The organism is Methanosphaera sp. (genome assembly GCF_022768985.1).
Classification (GTDB): domain Archaea; phylum Methanobacteriota; class Methanobacteria; order Methanobacteriales; family Methanobacteriaceae; genus Methanosphaera.
This window is the reverse complement of sequence record NZ_JALEKL010000013.1, coordinates 1-20,762: the sequence shown is the minus strand read 5'-3', so window position 1 is coordinate 20,762 and position 20,762 is coordinate 1. Positions and strand designations below refer to the sequence as shown.

Genomic DNA, 20,762 nt, shown 5'->3' with positions numbered 1-20,762 from the left:
TCATATCCTATATTTGATGTATTTAGTAGTTCTACTAGGAAATCCAGATAGGATTCTTCATTGAATGGTTTTGTGAATGTTTTTTCTACTAATTCTTGATTATTCATAGCTTAATCTCCTATTGTGTATTCTGATAGCATTACTTCTGTGAAGTTTTCATCTTTTGTTTCTCTTATTTTTGTGTTCATTATGTCGTAGTTTAGTATTTGACTTATCTTGTATCTTATTTGTTGGATATTTTTTTCTCCTTTTGTTTGTTGTTGTATTTTCTTTATTTCATTGTTTGATAGTGTTCCTTGTTTTATTAGTTTTTCAAGTTTTATGAAGTAATTTCTATCGTATGTATTTAGTTGAGATTTCTGTGATAGTACAAATTTTACTAAATTCAGCACATTTTTTTCTGGACGTGATAGTTCTTGTTTGTTGTATTTGTTTATTATTTCTTTAAATGAGTTAATGTTTTTATTTAAGTATTCATAGTATTGTTCATCTGTTTTTTGTGGTATTTCATTTTCTTTTGATTTGAATTGTTTTGCTGCAGTTAGGAAGTCTATTTCTTCTGTTTTTCCATCTTGTGTTGTTTTTAGTATTTTTTTAAACTTGTTTGAACGTAATAATGTTATAAGTTCTGTTTGTTCTCCATTTAGTGTTACTCTTGCTTTTTTTGGTATTTGTTCAATTTTTTTATACAGTTCAGGATTATCATCACGAATGTCACGTATTTCACGGAGGTATTGTAGTTCTGTTTCTATTTCTTCATCATCTTCATCTTCTTGTTGTCCATTGATTTTATTAAATAGGTCGTGTGATAGTATTGGTTCTTCTGTTAGTAGTTGTGAATCATTTCCTAGGAGGTTGATGAATTTGTTTATTTTATCTTCTGCTATTTGTTCTATTCCTATTGCATCTTCTATTTGTGTTGTTGGTAGGAAGTTATAGATGTTTATTTCATCAAATTTGGTTCCTAGTCTTTCTACACGTCCTACTCTTTGCATGATTTTTGTTGGATTCCATGGTATGTCATAGTTTATTATTATGTTTGATCTGTGTAGGTTTACACCATGTGAGAGTACATCTGTTGCAATTAGTATGTCATAGTCATCTTCTTGTTTTTCATCTGATACATTTGCATCAAAGTTTTTTATTATTATTTCATGTAAGTCTTTTTTTGAATTTCCTGTGTATTTCATTACTCTTGGTGTTAGTTCTTCTTTTATCTTTGCTTCAAGGAAGTCTGCTGTATCTACAAATTCTGTGAAGAGTATTACTTTTTTATCTTTAAATTCATCAGTTTTAAGTAATTCTATTAGTTTTTCATTTTTTGGATATTCTATTATGTCTTCCCAGAGATCCTGGACATATTTTAAGAGTTCCAGGTCATGTTTTATATCACGGATAAATGCTGGTTTGAATTCACTTTTTGCATAGGCTTTTATTTCTTTGCCTTCATTTATCATTTCCTCAATTGCATCAAGGTCATCATTTTCCATTAGTTCATAGATTTTTTTAATATAGCTTTTTGATGTGTAGAATACTTTTTTTTCTTTGAATGTTTTTACAATCTGCTGGTGTATTGTTACTGCTGTGTTTATTGTCTTTTTAAATGCTGCTATTCCACTTTCAAGTCGTTTCATGAATAATACTTTGATAAATCCTACCATATTTTTTTGTGATTGATTATTTAGTGGATTTTTACTATATTGTTCACTTAGTGGCATGTATCTTGCAAATGTTAATTGTTTTGATATGACATCTAGTGATTCATCAAATATTTTATCTAGTTTTTCATCAAATTCATAGTAGATTGGCTGTGGTTTGTTTACCTTTGGAAATTCCATGTTGTTTCTTTGAAGATCTTTTGAGTAATTTTTTGAAATATCTTGTCTTGTACGACGTACCATTATATGTTGAAGTACATTTTCTCTGAGGTCTGCTGTTATTTCATTACTTACACGTTCATAGTCCTCTTTTTGTTCGACTTTATCATACTTATTTAGTTTTTTTCTTAAGGATTTAAAGTATTTATCTAGATCTGAAACTTTTGGATTTGGAAGTGTGGAGTTGTGTGAATCTTGGAAAAGCTTTATCTGACTTAGAAGATCTTCTGGTTTATTATTAAATGGAGTTGCAGAGACTAGTATTACATTTTTTCCACGACAAATTCTTTTAAGTATTGAGTAACGCTCAGAATCCTCATTTCTAAATAGGTGTGATTCATCAATTAACACATTCTGATATCTGATATCATCTTTTTCAATATCTTCAAGTTTTCCTATTGATACAACTTCAAAATTAGTAATTTCAAAGTTTTGAAGTACTCGATACCACCCACCAGGATTATGTTTATCAATAAGAGCAGGAGGTGCAATTACAACACTCCCTCCTTTAAGCTGTTGCAAGAGAAGTGCTCCCATGTATGTTTTACCAAGACCTACAACATCAGATAAAAAAACTCCATTGTGTTCTTTGATAATTTCTTTTGCCTGACTTACAGCATCAAGTTGATATTGAAGTTCATTAAAATCCTTAGGACGATAGAGGTGATCAAAATCTTCAATATCATTATTAATCTTCTCAAATAAGTACTCATAAATAAACTTAAGATACAACTCATATGGAGTAATACTGTCATTAAGCCAAGTTTTTTCTGATAATGTATTAACATAATCTTCTGTTACATCAACAGCATCATCCCATAGTTCATTAAACTTCTCCTTTGCAAAGTTAAAATCACCAGAATTTTTAAGTTCAACATTAAATTCAAGATTATGATCAAGACCAGGAGCAGTAAGGTTACTTGAACCTGTAATAACATGACCATCTGATACTTGTTCATCATCTAAAGTCATAATATAAAGTTTTGAATGAATACTACGCTTCTTATATGCCTTAATTTCAAGCTTACCACTACGAATCCAGCTGATAAACTTACGAATACCACCCTCAACACTAGCCATATCTGGTGAATTATCCATTTCCTCAATGATATTTTCACTAACCTGATCTTTAAGATGAGCACTAGGAATTCTATCATTAACATTATCCTTTTTTGACATCTTAAGTGCTTCAAAAGTCTTAAAATCAACACCCATACCAATAAGAATACGAATCTTACCAATATCCTCTAGTTGATCTTGAAGCTTATAGAAACCAGTAATATAAAAATAACCAACAAGACAATCAAAAAAATCACTACGCTTAAGAAGAAAATTCAATCTATCCTCAAGCTTATTGCCTTCCTCATTTGTAATAAAAGTTTTATCTGATGACATAATATCTCCACATTTCTCGTTATTACTAATATTTTATAAATTAAAGGAATTAAAATTAACTTTTATGAAATAAAAAAATTTAAAAAAAGATTTAAAGGGGAGTTCAATATTCAAGGTACTCTTCAATAACTTGAATTTCATTATCATTTAAATCATATAACTCATAAATTATATCATTTAAATCATTTTCTGACTTCTGAATTTGATTTTTATCATCTATTTCTTGAAGTTCTTCAACAAGTTCTATAATTTTATCTTCTTCTTTCTTATCTTTTGGGAATTTAAGTGGAAACTTCTCTTTAATCATAGTATCTTTAACTCTTTTTTGATCACTATTGTTTTTATATATTTTATATATGAAATTCAACACATTTGATGAAAATAATGCTTGAATAATCTTTAATGATCTTACATCATCACATGATAGTGCATATTTAGGACCTGATGAATAAGTAAACTTATCTGTAAATACTGCATAAAGACTCGCATAACTTTCACATGTAAAGATTAATTTTGGCATTTCAGGATCAATATATGATGTTTTATTAAGTTCATACCATTGTTTTTCTCCGCTCACTACAGGTGGTCTTTCATTGAGAACATCTTTAAACTGACTTAAATACTCCTCAACTGCTGGATATTCACTAAGATCCATATCTTTTTGTATGAAAATAACATAGTTTTCATCAGATGAAATATCCCATTTTTTAACTTGATCCACTTTAATTATTGGCTTTAATACTTCACTACTTCTAGGATCTTTCTGTATTAAATCATCCCTTATTTCCTTATTTACAATGAGTATATTATTAGATCCTGAAATAATTCCTTTTTTAATATCGATAGATTCAAAATCACTTATATATTCAGAATCTGCTTCTATTTTTTCCATAACTTCTTTAACTTCATCAACAGTTTCTTTAATGACAACTAAATCAGCTTTTCTATTTGAATTTGAAGATGTTTGTCCATTATATCTTGAAGTATTAATATTTTCCCTTGTAATTTCAGTAGATTCATCCCATAAAGTGTTAAATTTATCTAATAAGTATTTATAATCTTCATTATCATCAAGTTGGACATTAAGTTCTCCATTATTACTAAGACCTGGTGCTGTTAAATTACTAGATCCAACAATAGCACAACCTTCATCTTCACCATTACTCATAAGATACAATTTTGAATGAACTTTCTTTAAAGCTCTTATTTCAACTTTTTTTTCTTTAATCCAATTTAGTAGTATTTTGTCTTTTTCATTAATATTTGAATCTTGAGTATCCTCACTTCTTCTTGATTCTTCAATTATCTTAAATACTCTAGATCCAACACCCATCCCAACAAGAATACGTATCTTATCAACATTCTTTAATTGATCTTGTAGTTTATAAAATCCATCAACATAAAAATAGCCAACAAGACAATCAAAAGATTTACAACCATCAAGTTTTGAATTTAATCTAGCTTCAAGCTTATTGTCTTCCTCATTTGTAATAAATTTAGTATTTAATGACATTAAATCATTCCTTCATTAATTATTACTAATATTTTATAAATTAAAGACATTAAAATTAACTTTTTTTATAGAATTAAAAAATTTAAAAAAAAAGATAAAAAGAGATTTAAAAGGTGGTTAAATAAGATTCTATAATTTTTATTTCATCAGTAGTTAAACCATATAAATTATAAATTATATCATTTAATTCATTTTCTAACTCAGCAATACGTCTGGAATTATTTGGACTTGAAGCCACAGTATGAAGTTCATCTACTAATTCAACTATTCTATCAGATATTTCTTTTTCATCTGGGAATATTAATGGAAGTTCTTCAATAATTGATGGTTTTAAGTCAAATTTAGATTTTACTTTTGTACCTATTATTCCTTGTATGAAATTTAATACTTTTGAAGATAGTAAAGCTTCTATTATTTTTAATTTACTTTTATCTTTACATGTCAATATATTGTAATCCCAATTTACATAATAGGATTCTTCTGTATAAACTGCAAATAATTCTTTATGGTGACTTGGTAAAATTAACCTTGGTTCATTAGCTTTTTTATAAGATGTGCCTGGTTTAAAAATTTCATACCAATCATATTTACCAGGTATTCTTCCAGGTTTACTTCTAGAATCTCCTTTATTTTTAGGCATTAAATCTCGTTTATGTTGATATAGATATTTTTCAATAGGTGGATATTCATGAATATCAACACTATTAATTCCTCTTCCAGTAAATATAATATACATTTCATCAAATGATATCTTCCACCTTCTTACATCTTTATCTTTAAGAATTGGTTTTAATATACTGTAATATTTAGGATTATTTTGAACTAAATGATTTTTTCTTTTTTCATCAACAATAAATACAGTGTCACATCCACTAAAAATTCCTCTATATACTTGAATTGACTTTATATCTTTGATTTTTGTTCCTTGATCTTCTATTTTTTCTTTAATAGAATTTATATCTAAAATTTTATAAGAAGAACTTTCATTTACTATATTTTTTAGTGTTGTTTTATTATCTGATACTTTTTTATCAATCTTTTTTTCATTCTTTTTTTGTAAAAGTTCTCCCACAGATCCTCTTAAATGTAGATTATTATATTTATCTTTGAAAAGTTTTTTATCTGAATTTATATTATTTTCTTCTTGTATGAATTCTGAAAGTATTACATCTGCATTATCATCAAATGATTCTTTCATTGCCTCTGTTATTACGTGATTGATTATTTGATTGTTTTTATTTAGTGCTTCATCTAGACTTTCTAGTGATTTTAGATCTAATATTTTAATTAATTCTTTGTAAATTTGATGAGATTCCACTCCTTGTATTTTTTCATTTAGTTTTTCAAGTTGTGATTTTTCAACTAAGTCATCTTCAAGTACTTTTTTAAGTGATTTGAAGTATTGTATTTCTTTATCTTCTAGTTTTTCTGTGTTTTCTAACGTATTTGTTATAGTATTTTGTAGTATGTGATTATCTTGTATGTCTAATTTGGATTCTTTTAGTGATTTTATTGTATCTGGTGTTATTATTTCATTTAATTGTTGATATAGTATGTCAAATTCCAAGTTTCTTATTTTTTTATTTATTTCATCTATTAATCCATTAAGTAGTCCTTTTTCAAGTCCTAATTTTAAATCTTTAAAATATGATTTTTCAGTTCTTTTATTTGTTTCATCTTCTAATGCTTGTTCTATTACTTCAAGTAGAGTTGTACTGTCTTTTTGATTGTGGATTCCTGATATTTCTAATTCCTTAAGCTTATTTATATCAATTACACTACTAAGCTGATAATATAGTGTATGATGTGGATTGTTTGATTTGTATTTTTCAGGATTATCTTCTATTTTTTCTTTTATTTTATCTGCATACTCAGATAGTAATCCTCCTTCAAATAATACTTTTAGATATTTGAAGTATTCTATTTCATTTGTATCTAGTTCATTATTTTCCAGATAGGATCTTAGTTCTGAAAGGATTATTTCTTGATTTTTCTGATATTTTTCTAGATCTTTAATTTTATCAGGACTTACTACTGTTACTAATGTTCTATATAAAATACGACTATCTTTTACATCTTTTATTTTTATATAAATTTTATCAAGATAGCTTGTTAGTAAGTCTTTTTCAATTAGATTTTTAAGATCTTTGAAGTATTTCTCTTCATCTTGTGATAATGTCTCATTTCTTAAAGCTTTTGATAACTTACTTAATATAATATTATTATATTTTTCATAGCTTGTTGCATATTTTTTATATCTTATATTTTGCTGATTTAATGATTTGAGTGATGATTTTATTGTATCTAAATCAATTACTGTGTTTAATTCATTATATAGATCATAATTTTGTGCATTGTTAATTTTGTTATTAATTTTATTGAAATATTTTTTTGGTAAAATATCTTCTCGTACTAAATTATTAAATTTTTCAAAGTATTCTATTTGTTTACTTTCTAGTGTATTTCTATTTTTAAGTGCTTGATTTATTTGATTTAATAAAATTATACTATCTTTATGATAGTGAATATTTGATCCTTCAATTAATTTTAGAGTATTTAATGTATCTAAACTAACAATTGATGATAGTTCTGAGAATAATTCCTGTTTATCATTGATATTTTTTGTTTTTTCATTGATTTCTTCAAGATAATCATCGAGTAAATCTTTTTCTAGTATTTCTTTAAATGTGTTAAAGTAAAGAACTTTTATTTTATCAAGATCAGATACATCCTCCAAGGAATCTTCTATTTTATCAAGTAATTTGTCAATATATCTTCCATGACGTTTTTTTGAGAATTCTGCTTCATCAACTATTTCAGAAACTTCATCTGAATCCATTACCTTATTTAGCTGATCAAATAGTTGATCATTAAATTCAAAAGTCCACTTTTCTTTAGTTGATTCTATTTTATCAAAGTATGATTTTGTAACTAAGTTTTCATCAACAACACTTTTAAGCTGTTTTATATAGTTTTCTTCACCAGTTGTGTAATTTTCATTTTCTAGTGCTTCATTTAATGTAGATGATAGTTCTTTTGATAAATTTCTACGTTGAATTTCTAATTCTTCTAAATTATTAATTGAATCTAAGTCTAATACTTTATTTAATTCAACATAAAGTTTATGTGGATGATTTATACCACCTATTTTTTCACTAATTTCACCAATATGTTCATTAAGTAGTTGTGCATCTAGAAGTTTTTTAAGTATTTTGAAATATTTTATTTCATCATCAGATAATCCATCTTTATCTTTTAAAATTGAACTAATCTGAATTAATAAATTTTTATTTAGTTCTTTATTATTTTTTAGTTTTGATGTTTGAACTTCAGAAGAAGTATTTAATCTATTAATATCATCTAAAGTTATTATCTTATTTAATTCAAGATAGAGTTTATGACTATACTTTACTCCTATACTTTTTTCATGGATTTTATTTAAATAATTATCAATTAGATCATGTTGTAATAATTCACGAAGAGATTCAAAGTAATCTTTTTCATAATTATATAATTTAGTTTCATCATCTAAAATGTAATCTAATTTATCTAGTAATCCTTTTTGATATATTGATTTTAATTTAGATGTGGATGTTTGATTTATAGATGTAGAACTTTGATTTTCTTGAGTATTTGAATTTAATAATTTATCAAGATCTTCTACACTCAATACTTCACTCATATAATTATACAATGAATGACCATATCTTATTCCTTTTATTTCTTTATCAATTTCTTCAAGGTTTTCACTTATCAATCCTTTCTCTAATGCTTCTCTAAATTTTTCAAAGTATGTTATTTCATAGTCATATAATACTTCTTTTCGACCTAATGCCATGTTTATTTTAAGTAATATTCTTCTACCTGTTTCATCTAATTTATAATAATTATTATCTTCTTGATTATGTGCTAAATCTAAAGCTGAATTAAATCCTAATATTTTAAGTAATTCTCCATATAATTCATGAGGATTATTAATTTCTTCTACTTTTTGAGATATGGTGTTTTTAAAACCATACTTTGATAGTAAATTTTCTTCTTCTAATTTTTTAAGAGTTTTAAAGTATTTATTTTCATAAACATCTAATTCATCTTCATGTTGTAGTATTTGATCAAATTTAGTTATTAATTCATTATTAACTGTAGAATCCACATCTGTTGTATCTTCTAGTGCTTTTTTATTTAATTCTTTTATTTCTTTAGGACTTAACTCTTTAAATAGGATATTGTAAAGTTTATGAATATCATTTACATCTTTAATTTTTTCTGATATTTCTTCAATATTTTCTATTTTTATTCCTTTTCCAAGAAGATTTTTTAATAATTCAAAATACCTTATTTCAAAAGTATCTAACCTACCTCTATTTTTTAAGGCTAGATTTATTTTCTTATTTAATCGTATTTCTGCTGGTTTTAACAATATTTTTGTTGTTTTTTCTTTATTTTTTGAACTTACTTTTACTTTAGATTCTATTTTTTGAGTTTCTACTTTTTGAGGTTCTGATATTATTTGTTCTTTGACTTCTATTAGTTCTGAATTTAGATTTTTTTGAAGTTCATCTATTTGTTCTTCATATTTATCTACATCTATTATTTCATTCTTAATTCCATTAAAATTTGAATTATTATTTATTGATAATTCATTGAATTTAGTTTTATTTCTTGATAAATATTCATAGTAGTCTTTTGTTATTTGTACTGTTTCTTCATTAAATTTTAATTCTAATACACTTACTGCCTCTTCAAAGCTTATTTGTTTTGTTCCATATATATCAGATTTTATTATTTTTTTATCTTCATCTGATCCTATAAGTGATATTAATTCTGTTGTATCTTCATCACCTACTGCTACTACAGACTTTCTTGGCATATTTTTTATTTCATCAAATAATTCAGGATCATTTTCTTTAATATCACGAAGTTCTGAGATGTATTTTAATTCTTCACTAAGATTTGTTGTTCCTTCCTCTTTTAGTTCAGCATTCATCTGATCAAATACTTCCCATGATTTTACAGGTTCTTCTGTTAGTAGTTGTGAATCATTACCTAAAAGATTAATAAACTTACCTAACTTTTTAGATACAACACCACCAAGTCCTATTTCATCTTCTATCTGTGTTGCTGGGAAGAAATTATATACATCTATTTGTTCAAATTTTGTTCCTACACGATCTAAACGTCCTACACGTTGCATTACACGTGTTGGATTCCATGGAATATCATAATTTATTATTATATTTGATCTATGTAAGTTCATACCATGAGAGAGACTATCTGTTGTAATTAATATATCATAGTCATGTTTTTGATATTCATCTTCAACATTTCCATCAAAGTTAGCTATTACCTCTTTATAGTATTTTTTCTGTGACGTTCCTGTTATTTTTAGAGGATTCATCCCTACTTCTTTTCTTATTTTTTCCTCAAGGAAGTCAGCTGTTGCTATGAATTCTGTAAAGAGTATTATTTTTCTATCTTTTAGTTTTGTTTTAAGAAGTTCTATGAGTTTTATATCCTTTGGATATGATTCATCTTCAATATTTGCCCATAATGATGCTATACGTTTATACTGAGAGAGATCATATTCCAGATCTTCTTTAAATTTATTTGTAAATGTTGATTTTTTATATTTTTTAATTTTATTTGTTCCATGTTTTTCAATTAATTTATCAATACCATCATAGTTCTCTTCTTCAATTAAATCTAATATGTTACTTCCATAGCTTTTTGATGTATAGAATACATCTCTTTGTGCATATGCTTTAAGTTCAAGTTCATGTGTACGAATTGCTCTATCTATTGATTTCTTTAAATGCATGTATTCCACTTTCAAGTCTTTTAATAAGCTGAGTTTTTATCATTCCTACTATATTTTTCTGAGAAGCTTGGTATCTTCCCTTTGATTCTGGATTATATTCTACTTTAAGTGGTGAATATCTTGTAAATTTAAGTTTATTTGCTATAATTTCAAGTGATTCATCAAATATGTCATTTAATTTTTCATCAAATTCATAGTAGATTTTATGTGGCTTATTTATTTTAGGGAATTTCATCTCATTTTTCTTTAAATCTGATTTATAATACTTTTTAATATCTTCTCTTGTACGTCTTACCATTACATGTTCAAGAACATTAATTCGTATATTATCATTTACCTCACGCATTACTTCATTTTGAATGTTTGCATCCTCTTTTTCTGCTTTATTTAGTTTATATTTTTCTCCAGCAAAAAATCCATCAAGATCTTTTATACCTGGAAGTGTTGAATTTTTAGGATCTTGGAATAAATTTAGTTGATTTTGAAGATCATCTTCTTTATTGTTAAATGGTGTTGCAGATACAAGTATTACATTTTTATCTTTACATAATTCTTTTAAGACTTTATATCCTTTACTTTTCTTATTTCTAAATTCATGTGATTCATCAATTAAAACATTTTGATATAAATTTCCCATCTTTGCAACTTTCTTTATAGCTGCTGTTGATGATGATTCCACATCTGCTGTTACATTAAAACTTGCAAGTACCTGATACCATCCACCAGGGTTACTTTTATCAATAAGACGTCTTGGTGCAAGTACAATACTTCGTCCTTCTAGCTGTTTTAGTAATAATGCTCCCATGTATGTTTTTCCAAGTCCCACTACATCTGAGATAAATACTCCACCGTGTTTTTCTATTATGTTTTTTGCTTGTAGTACTGCATCTGTCTGGTATTGTAGTTCTTTAAATCCTTCAGGGAAAGTTAGATTGTCTGTTGAATCTTCTAGTTTTGCATCTATTTTATCTGATAAATATTCATAGAGGAATTTAAGATAGAATTTATATGGGGTAATTTCTTTATTTAACCATTGATTATCTGATATGACATTTATATAATCATCTTTTACATCTACTGATTCATTCCATATTTCATTAAATTCACGTGATGCATGGGAATAATCAGGAGAATTTTTTAATTCAAGATCAAAAAATAGGTTTGAATAATCTTCAATTTGTGATGTTATGTTTGTTGATCCTGTAAGTACATATCCTTTTGATTTTTTTTCATCAAATGACATTATGTAAAGTTTTGATGGAATTCTTGTCTTATATGCTCGTATTTCAAGTTTTCCAGAAAGTATCCATTGTATGAATAGTTTTACACTTTCTTTAAAATTATTATCTTTAAAATCAACGTAGTATTCTGAGTTTTCTACTTCATTTAGTAGGTTTTCTCTGATATTTCTGTGTATTTCATCATTGCTACTTTCATTGTATGCTTCATTTGGCTTGAATATTTCATTATTTATTCCAGAGCCTATGATAATTCTTATCTTATCTACATCTTCTAGTTGTTCATGTATTTTATGAAATCCTGTCATATAGAATGAATCTAGCAGACAATCAAAGCATTTTGTTTTTCCAAGTAGTTGATTGAAACGTTTTGTTAATGTTCCATCTGCATTTCCAATAAAGTTAGTATATTTTGGCATTGATATTCCCCTGAATTATTTATCATAAATAGTTTAAATATTATTAAAATATAGTATGTTAAACAACTAAATTATATTTATTTATTTTTTCATAAATTAACTCAGAAGTCTTTATTTTGCTAAAATTTAGATTAAATTATTAGTTTTTATGTAAAATTAAAATGAATTATATTATATATTCATGAAAATATGGTTTGATTATAAAAAAGGTAATATAGTATGAATTATAAATATATTATTATACCTTATTTTATTCAGTTGGGCTCGTAGTCTAGCCAGGATTATGACGTGGGACTTCGGATCCCAAGGTCGGGGGTTCAAATCCCCCCGGGCTCGTATACTTTATAGAAAATATTAACTTTTTTTATGGAAATTATTTTAATTTACACTTACTTTTTTTAGTCTTACTTAAATTTTTCAATAAAATTTATAAATAATAAAAATTATACTTTTAAAAAAGAACTTTTTTTTAACCACAAATATTTGGGAAAGACCTCTTTTTTTTATTATACAATATATTATTGAAATGATTAATGAATGGAATTTAGTAAAATAATGAATTCTATTCTATGTTTAAATTAAAATTTTAGGGAGCTTACATATTATGCCATATGATTTTAAAAGTAATTTAAATATCAAAGATGATCACCTCTTCATTGGAGATGTTGATGCAAATAAACTCGCAGAAGAATATAAAACACCTTTATATGTAATTGATGAGCAGAAAGTACGTAGTAACTACCAGAAACTCTACAATGCATTTAGTTCAAAATATGAAGATCTTCACATGTGCTATGCTGCAAAAGCAAACACATCACTTGCTGTTATGAAAATTCTTGAAGATGAAGGAAGCTACATTGATGCAGTATCACCTGGTGAAATCTACACAGCACTTCTTGCAGGTTTCACACCTGATCGTATAGTATTTACAGGAAACAATGTAACAGATGAAGAACTATTATATGCACACCAAGCAGGTGTTATGATAAACCTTGACAGTATCTCAGCACTTGAAAGACTAAGTAAAATTGAAGGTACAGAAGGAAAAGAAATATCAATCCGTGTAAATCCAATGGTAGAAGCAGGACATCATGAACACTGCATTACAGGTGGTCCAAAAAGTAAATTTGGAATAAAAGAAGAAGAAGCAGTAGAAGTATACCAAAAAGCAGTAGAACTTGGATTTAAACCAGTAGGAATGCACTCACACATAGGATCCGAGATCCTTGAATCTGAACCATTCATGCTTGCTGTTGAAACAATGATGGATATAGCAGGACGTGTACATAAAGAAGCAGGAATTGACTTTAAATTCCTAGACTTTGGTGGAGGATTTGGAATACCATATGAACCAACAGAGGATGAACTTGACCTTGAAGTATTCACAACAGACATCATAAAACTCTTCCGTGAAAAACTCGAAGAACACGACCTTGGAAGTCCTGCAATGTACATTGAACCTGGACGTTTCCTTGTTGGTAATGCAGAAGTACTTCTTACACGTGTAAATACAATTAAAAACAGCTACCGTAAATTTGCAGGAGTTGACTGTGGATTTGGAACACTTCTAAGACCTACAATGTATGGATCATACCACCACATAGTAGTTGCAAACAATATGAATGCAGAAGATGTAGAAGAAATTGATATTGCAGGTAACCTCTGTGAATCAGGTGACCTCTTTGCACGTGATCGTATGATGCCAGAACTTAAAGAAGGAGATCTTCTTGCAATACTAAATGCTGGTGCATATGCATACTCCATGGCATCACAATACAACTCAAGACCAAGACCAGCAGAAGTAATGGTAAATGGCGATCAAGTAGATGTAATAAGAAAAAGAGAAAAATACAGCGACCTATTTAATGGTCAACAAGTACCGGTAAGGTTATTAAAATGAGTATGGAAACAATAGAATTTACAAAAATGCATGCACTAGGAAATGACTACGTAGTAATAAATGAAACAGAAAATACAGTAGTACCAGAAGATAAGAAAAACCCATTTAGTGCTGAAATTTCAACAAGACGTTTTAATGTAGGTGCAGATGGAGTAATCTTTGCATGCAAATCCGATAAAGCAGATGTACGCTTCCGTATCTTTAATAGTGATGGATCTGAAGCTGAAATGTGTGGAAATGGAATAAGATGTCTTGCAAAATATGTATATGATAAGGAAATTGTTAAAAAAACAACAATGAAAATTGAAACAATGGAAGATATCAAAGAAGCAAGACTTACAGTAGATGACAATGACGATGTAGTAAGTATTGAAATTGACATGGGACGAGGATTCTTTAAACCTGAAGAAATCCCTGCAATTGCACCAAGTGGAAATAGTGATGTGTTCATTGATGAGGAAGTTGATGTTGAAGGTGAGAAAATTATCATGAGTGCAGCTAGTGTTGGAAATCCACATGCTGTATCATTTACAGATGTAAATATTGATGATATAGACCTCGACTTCTATGGTCCTAGAATTGAAACACACCCAGCATTTCCTGAAAAAGTAAATGTACACTTTGTAAATATAGTATCAGAAGGTGAAATTAACATACTTACATGGGAACGTGGTGCAGGATTTACATATGCATGTGGAACTGGTACAACAACATGTGTACTTCTCGGATATAAGATGGGACTTCTTTCAAATGAAGTACTAGCACACCTATCAGGTGGAGATCTTAACATCACAGTAACAGAAGAAGGCGATGAGCTTACAGCTATGATGAAAGGAAAAGCAGTAACAGTATATGATGCTATTATGGACGTTGAATTATAGATATACAAACACACACCCTAACCTCCATTTATTACTTTTTTTAGATGAATTCAGGAATTATATAACATTGTTTATTTAGTATTTAAGTTATAAATTTTTATTTAACAATTAATCCATTAATTAGGCTTATTTTCTCATGTAATGTTTAATAATTCATCCTATATTTTATCTATTTATATTAAAATTTAAATTAAATTAAAAACTATATAGTTTTAAGGAGACTATACTATTTTTTTAATAAAAACAATAGTTTAAAAATGATGATGGGTTTTTATATATGAAAATTAATAATAAAAGAATTTTTTCATGTATAATACTATTAATCTTTACTTTAACACTTCTAGGAGCTGTAAATGCAGCAGATATTAATGATACCATAGATTGTGGTGCTGTGGAAGCTACAAGTAGCAATTCTTGTGCTGATGATATAGAAGTTGTTAAAAAAGAAAGTGTTAAACTAGATAATAGTATAGATACAGATAAAAGGATTCAGACAACAAAGAAAAGCTATGATGTAAACAACTATGATGAACTATATGATAAAATAGAAGACATCAAGGCAAACTCAACAAATAATGAGGAAACAATCAACTAAATCCAGGAAATTACAACATAACAAAAACAATAAACTGGGCAAATACTACACAAACAACAAAGAAACTAACAATAAATGGAAACAACATCACACTAGATGGAGGTAACAAATACCAGTTTATAACAGTTGCAAGTGGATATACACTAATTGTTGATAATATTACAATTACCAATTGTAATTCAACAAGTGGTAGTGTAATATATAATAATGGATGTGTTGAAGTTAACAATTCAAAATTCATAGAAAATAAAGCAACAGAATATGGAGGTGCAATATATAACAATGCAATACTTACAATTAACAACTCATATATCACACAAAATATGGGAAAAGATGGAAATGTAATATATTCACATGAAACATTTAACATAGAATATAGTGAAGTTTCAGGCTATCTTGGCTCATACTATATTTTTGAGGAAGTAAATATTACATCACCAATTATTGTTAAATCAATGAGTAATAATGAAAAGATCATATTTAATATTGACAATGAATATATAAATGTAAATCCAAGCGGTGGTAAGGCTACACTATCATATGTATGCTTTCGTAGTGAGTGTGAAAATAGGGTGAGTGTATTGTATAATAATGAGCCTCTTAATTTAAATGATATTTACACTAAATTTGATGTAAAGCCTGATACTTCATATATCACATTTAATGATGTTGATACAATTAAAACTCTAAGTAGTGATATTCAACTTGGTATAATTAGAACATCACATAATATGACACCACCAAGAGTATTTGCTAAAATTAAGATAAATGGTGCAGAATATATAAATATCTCAATAGATGATGGTATTATATTATTTAATACAACACAACTTAAAGAGGACAACTATACAATTGAAGTTATAACAATGTATGAAGATGGGCTTAATGCAACATCTGCAAGTCGAAATATCACAATATTAAATCGTAATCCTACAATTGAAATTAATACAAACACACCTAAAATAAATGGTTCTTTATCTATTTCTACAAGAGTTCTTGATGAAGATGGAGAAAATATGAATTCAGGAATTATTATATTTACATTTAATGGTGAGGAAATTGATGTAAGAAATGTGAAAAATGGATGGGTAAATATTACATATAAACTTCCAAATAATATGGTTGAGGGTGAATATAGCCTAGATGCATTCTATTCATCTTCTGGTGAATATTATAATGATATAGATACACTTTGTAGTGTTAATGTTTCACGCTACTACTTTAAGGAGTTATTTATTCCACCAAGAATTATACATTATGGTTCAAGATTAAATCTTCCAGTTCAGTTTTTTAATGAATTTGGAAACAAGCCAATGGGTGAATTTGATGTAGAAGTACTTATTGATGATGTATCTCTACAACAATTTAAGATATTAAATGGTGAATTTAATTCACTTCTTCCAACACAAAAACTTAAGGAAGGAAAACATAATGTTACATTAATTGTTAAGGAAAATGATATGTATCATTCAACTAATGCTACTGGTAATTTAACAGTTATTGATGATAGATTAATACGTGATATTTCAATTAATGCATCAACTTTTGGTGATAATATCACTATATGTGCTGAAATTAAGAAGATGAATGTTAGCCATCCATTAATAAGATATACACTTGATAATGGTGAATTCCTCGGACTTTCTAGTGTAGATGATGGATGGACAAACTTTACATGTGAACTTCCAGTTAGTTGTAAATCAGGAGAACATAACTTAACTATTGAATATATTGATGAGTATGGATATCCATCAGAGAGTAAAACTGTGTCATTTAATTTAATGAAACGTCCAATTTCAGAAAAATGTAAAAACTTCACAACTAAAGCTGGAATAAACACTACAATTAACATACAACTCCTTGATAATAGAAATATGCCTGTTTTAGGTAATGGTAGTTGTGAAATATTTATTAATAATAAAACTAGTGTTGGTGTAGCTATAATTGAAGATGGCAGAATTAATACAACAATTAAAACAGACACACTTGATGTTGGAATTTATAATTTAACAATCAGATACACAGATATTAGTGGAAATTATTATAATGCAAATATTACAACTAAACTAACAGTCCAAAAAGGAGTTGCAAACTTAAATTTAACACAAATAAGCCATATCCTATGAGTTACCTGGATATTAACTCCGAAGTAGTAAATAGTGATGGTAGTTCTGTTAATAGTGGATTTGTTATCTATAAAATTAATGGTTGTACTCTTAAAGATGAAAATAATAGGACAATTACAAAAGATGTAGTAAATGGTAATGTTAAGTTTAGATACATACTTCCTGAATATATTCATGCAATGAAATATGATATAACTGTAAAATATGTAAATAATAACTATGAATTATCTGAAAGTACAAAACAAATAGAAGTTAATAAATATGCACTTGAGGATTTAAAAGTTAGAGATATGGTAGTTAGACGTTTTGAAGATTTACATATTAATATGACAATAAAAGATGCATTTGGTGATGTTATTAAAACACCTTCTATTGTTACAATTAAAATTAACAATAGAACCCAGATGAGGTGTAATGTTACAGGTGGACACCTTGATGTTAAACTTAGCACATCAAAACTTCTCAATGATAACTACACTGTATCTGTTATTTATGAGAAAAATAACATCTATAAGGCTGCAAGATATGATTTTAATGTTGAAGTTGTAAATGGTAATGTTACAATTAAAATAGCAGATATTAATACAAAGACATATTCTAATGTTCCACTTAGAGCTGAAATTCGTGACAGTGATGGTAAAGCTGTTAATGGTGGTGTAGTTTGCTTTAAAATTAATGGTAAAACACTTAAAGATGAAAATGGTAAAACTATCACAGCAAAAGTTGTAAATGGTATTGCAGTAAGTGAATATCAACTTCCTACCTCTATGAGTGCACGTGATTATAAACTAACTGCTGTGTATTCAAATGATGGATATAACCGTGCTGAGGATAATAAGAATTTCACTGTTACAAAAACAGATATTGCAGATATTAACATTACAAATATTACAATAAAATCTAAAACTAACATGACACTTAAAACACTTGTTTGTGGTGTTGATGGTGTTCCTGAACGTGTAAAAACTAAGGTTGTTGTAAAAGTTAATGGTAAAACTAGAACTCAGACAACATTTATTAATGGTCAGCTAGATGTTAAAGTTAATACTGATGATCTTAAAGTTGGAAATCATAGTATTGAACTTATCTTTGGTGAAAACAGTTATTATCTTGGAAGACGTTTAACTATTCCACTTAAAGTTGAAAAATAATGTAAACTAGTTTATATGGTTTTTTAACCTCCCCTATTTTTTATTTTTTTAAAATATATTAATTTTTTTATTTATTACTAATTTTATTGCATATTTTTTCTTATTTTTGTTTATAATTTAATTTTTTTACGTTTAAGTTTTTATAATTTCTATTTTTATGTCTTATTTTTCTATTTTAATTTCTATTTTTATTTTTTTAATTTTTAAATTCCCCTATTTGTTTAATTTTAATTATTCATTAAAATTATAATTTTTAAAGTTTAGTTTTATTTAATACTAATTTTTAATGTATAAATAATCTTTTAAGATTTAATTGATTGTTATTTTTATTTTTTATTGTTTAGTTGGTGTTTTTGAATTTTGTGTTTTGTTTGATAATTTTTTTAAAAACTTAGCTTTTTATGTATTTTTCATATTCATTTTTCTTTTATTGTTTGATTGTAATTAGATATTTAATAATTTTTTAATAAAAAATAAATTTACATACTAACTAATTTTATTTTTATCTTATTTTAATGAATAATTCTTAAAACAAAAATATATTAGCAATTAAATATGTGAAATAGCTTATATTACTAATTATTATTGAAAAAAATCATTAAAATTTTCTAGTAGATAATATATTCCTAAAAAAATGAATGGTAGGCTTTTTATAATGAAAAGAGAATTAAATAAGAAAACCCTTTCATTTATTATGATATTATTATTTTTTATAATTATTTCATGTGTAAATGCAGCAGAAAATAACACTACAAATACACATACAGATATTCTAGCTGATGTAGATAATTATCAAACTAATATATCTCCACGAAATTACAACAAAAGATGATAATACAAATAAACTGAAAAATAATATCAAAACAGAAGATAAGAATACTAAAAAAGTAAATGAAGTAAACAACTACAATGAACTATATGACAAAAATAGAACAAATCAAGAAAACATCAAAAACACACAAGAGACAATAAACCTTAACCCAGGAAATTACAATATAACAAAACAGATAAACTGGGGAAACATAACACATACAACAAAAACATTAACAATTAATGGTAATGGAATAATAGTTGATGGTGGTAAAAAATACCGCTTTATGACAGTAGAAAATGGATATACACTAAAACTTGAAAATATCACAATAAACAATGCTACAGCAACAGAAGGTGGAGTAATATATAACAAAGGAAACTTAGAAATCAACAACTCAAAATCAATAAAAACCACAATAGTAGATGGAAAAATCAACATAACACTACCAACAGACACACTACCAGAAGGAGAACACAACATAACACTAGATGTAAAAGAAAATGATGACTACACAAATAAAACAATAGATTCCATAGTAGTAACTCATAACAGAAATGCAATAATTGAAATAGTAGATATAAACAATCCTATTGAAATTGGTGGACAACTATCAATAAACACAACAATAGTAGATATGAGAGGAAGACCAGTAAGAGACGGAGTTGTTGTATTTAAAATCAATGACAAAGAAATAGGCTCAGAATATGTATTTGATGGACAATCAAACATAATAATAACACTACCTGAAGAATACAAAGCAGGAGAATATGAAATAACAGCAGAATTCCAAGATAAATACTACAACCCAGCAGAAGACAAAACAACATTAACAATAATAAAACACAACATAGCAGATACAACAATACCAGAACAAACAATAAAAACACAGACAAACACAACAATAGAAGTACAACTTAATGATACAAACGGTAACCCAATAAAAGGAAACACAATAGTAGAAGTAATAGTAGATGGAAAACCTGTGGAAAATGTGACAGTAGTAGATGGAAAAGTAAACATAACAATACCAACTGA

The 20,762-nt window shown here is 27.0% G+C and carries 12 protein-coding genes and 1 tRNA gene; 8 read left to right on the top strand and 5 right to left on the bottom strand.

Going from position 1 to position 20,762, the window contains the following annotated elements:
* Nucleotides 1–110 precede the first annotated feature (110 nt).
* The 4 genes from MRZ80_RS06950 to MRZ80_RS06935 all read right to left on the bottom strand — a co-directional run bounded on the left by MRZ80_RS06950 (nucleotide 111) and on the right by MRZ80_RS06935 (nucleotide 12,260).
* Nucleotides 111–3,272 carry a helicase-related protein gene (locus tag MRZ80_RS06950; protein ID WP_292537696.1) on the bottom strand — a complete coding sequence of 1,054 codons (3,162 nt, stop codon included), beginning with the start codon at nucleotides 3,270–3,272 and terminating at the stop codon, nucleotides 111–113.
* Between the two features lie 103 nt (nucleotides 3,273–3,375).
* Complete coding sequence (locus MRZ80_RS06945; protein ID WP_292537694.1) at nucleotides 3,376–4,785, bottom strand: phospholipase D-like domain-containing protein; 1,410 nt, start codon at nucleotides 4,783–4,785, stop codon at nucleotides 3,376–3,378.
* 106 nt (nucleotides 4,786–4,891) lie between these two features.
* Complete coding sequence (locus tag MRZ80_RS06940; protein WP_292537692.1) at nucleotides 4,892–10,603, bottom strand: helicase-related protein; 5,712 nt, start codon at nucleotides 10,601–10,603, stop codon at nucleotides 4,892–4,894.
* Nucleotides 10,578–12,260 (bottom strand): SNF2-related protein, encoded by a 1,683-nt coding sequence (locus tag MRZ80_RS06935; protein WP_292537690.1) that lies wholly within the window; start codon nucleotides 12,258–12,260, stop codon nucleotides 10,578–10,580. The genes MRZ80_RS06940 and MRZ80_RS06935 overlap by 26 nt, the downstream gene beginning before the upstream one ends.
* A gap of 260 nt (nucleotides 12,261–12,520) precedes the next feature.
* Between MRZ80_RS06935 and MRZ80_RS06930 the strand changes: the two genes are divergently transcribed.
* The 4 genes from MRZ80_RS06930 to MRZ80_RS06915 all read left to right on the top strand — a co-directional run bounded on the left by MRZ80_RS06930 (nucleotide 12,521) and on the right by MRZ80_RS06915 (nucleotide 15,636).
* Nucleotides 12,521–12,596 (top strand) — tRNA-Arg (locus tag MRZ80_RS06930).
* Between the two features lie 268 nt (nucleotides 12,597–12,864).
* Entirely contained in the window at nucleotides 12,865–14,160 is a 1,296-nt protein-coding gene (lysA, locus tag MRZ80_RS06925; RefSeq protein ID WP_292537688.1) for a diaminopimelate decarboxylase, read from the top strand.
* Nucleotides 14,161–14,162: 2 nt separating this feature from the next.
* Nucleotides 14,163–15,041 (top strand): diaminopimelate epimerase, encoded by an 879-nt coding sequence (gene dapF / locus MRZ80_RS06920; protein WP_320786684.1) that lies wholly within the window; start codon nucleotides 14,163–14,165, stop codon nucleotides 15,039–15,041.
* 277 nt (nucleotides 15,042–15,318) lie between these two features.
* Nucleotides 15,319–15,636, top strand: a complete 318-nt coding sequence (locus MRZ80_RS06915) for a hypothetical protein (protein WP_292537684.1) — start codon at nucleotides 15,319–15,321, stop codon at nucleotides 15,634–15,636.
* Nucleotides 15,637–15,646: 10 nt separating this feature from the next.
* Here the strand turns inward: MRZ80_RS06915 and MRZ80_RS06910 are convergent, their stop codons facing one another.
* A complete protein-coding gene (locus MRZ80_RS06910; protein ID WP_292537682.1) occupies nucleotides 15,647–15,940 on the bottom strand; it encodes a hypothetical protein in 294 nt (97 codons plus the stop codon).
* Between the two features lie 19 nt (nucleotides 15,941–15,959).
* On the opposite strand from MRZ80_RS06910, the gene MRZ80_RS06905 reads away from it, so the two are divergent.
* From MRZ80_RS06905 to MRZ80_RS06890, 4 genes are all read left to right on the top strand, one after another.
* Nucleotides 15,960–17,762 (top strand): hypothetical protein, encoded by a 1,803-nt coding sequence (locus tag MRZ80_RS06905; RefSeq protein WP_292537680.1) that lies wholly within the window; start codon nucleotides 15,960–15,962, stop codon nucleotides 17,760–17,762.
* Nucleotides 17,759–18,913: a hypothetical protein gene (locus MRZ80_RS06900; RefSeq protein WP_292537678.1), complete on the top strand. Its 1,155-nt coding sequence runs from the start codon at nucleotides 17,759–17,761 to the stop codon at nucleotides 18,911–18,913. Before MRZ80_RS06905 ends, MRZ80_RS06900 begins: the two co-directional genes overlap by 4 nt.
* 655 nt (nucleotides 18,914–19,568) lie before the next feature.
* On the top strand, nucleotides 19,569–19,745 hold the full coding sequence (locus tag MRZ80_RS06895) for a hypothetical protein (RefSeq protein ID WP_292537676.1): 177 nt from the start codon (nucleotides 19,569–19,571) through the stop codon (nucleotides 19,743–19,745).
* Between the two features lie 265 nt (nucleotides 19,746–20,010).
* The coding region (locus MRZ80_RS06890) for a hypothetical protein (protein ID WP_292537674.1) at nucleotides 20,011–20,762 on the top strand (752 nt) is incomplete at its 3' end.

Coding starts and splice junctions, on each gene's coding strand:
- MRZ80_RS06950 (WP_292537696.1), bottom strand. CDS start 3,272: ATGTCATCAGATAAAACTTTTATTACAAATGAGGAAGGCAATAAGCTT.
- MRZ80_RS06945 (WP_292537694.1), bottom strand. CDS start 4,785: ATGTCATTAAATACTAAATTTATTACAAATGAGGAAGACAATAAGCTT.
- MRZ80_RS06940 (WP_292537692.1), bottom strand. CDS start 10,603: ATGCATTTAAAGAAATCAATAGATAGAGCAATTCGTACACATGAACTT.
- MRZ80_RS06935 (WP_292537690.1), bottom strand. CDS start 12,260: ATGCCAAAATATACTAACTTTATTGGAAATGCAGATGGAACATTAACA.
- lysA (WP_292537688.1), top strand. CDS start 12,865: ATGCCATATGATTTTAAAAGTAATTTAAATATCAAAGATGATCACCTC.
- dapF (WP_320786684.1), top strand. CDS start 14,163: ATGGAAACAATAGAATTTACAAAAATGCATGCACTAGGAAATGACTAC.
- MRZ80_RS06915 (WP_292537684.1), top strand. CDS start 15,319: ATGAAAATTAATAATAAAAGAATTTTTTCATGTATAATACTATTAATC.
- MRZ80_RS06905 (WP_292537680.1), top strand. CDS start 15,960: ATGGGAAAAGATGGAAATGTAATATATTCACATGAAACATTTAACATA.
- MRZ80_RS06900 (WP_292537678.1), top strand. CDS start 17,759: ATGAGTTACCTGGATATTAACTCCGAAGTAGTAAATAGTGATGGTAGT.
- MRZ80_RS06895 (WP_292537676.1), top strand. CDS start 19,569: ATGAAAAGAGAATTAAATAAGAAAACCCTTTCATTTATTATGATATTA.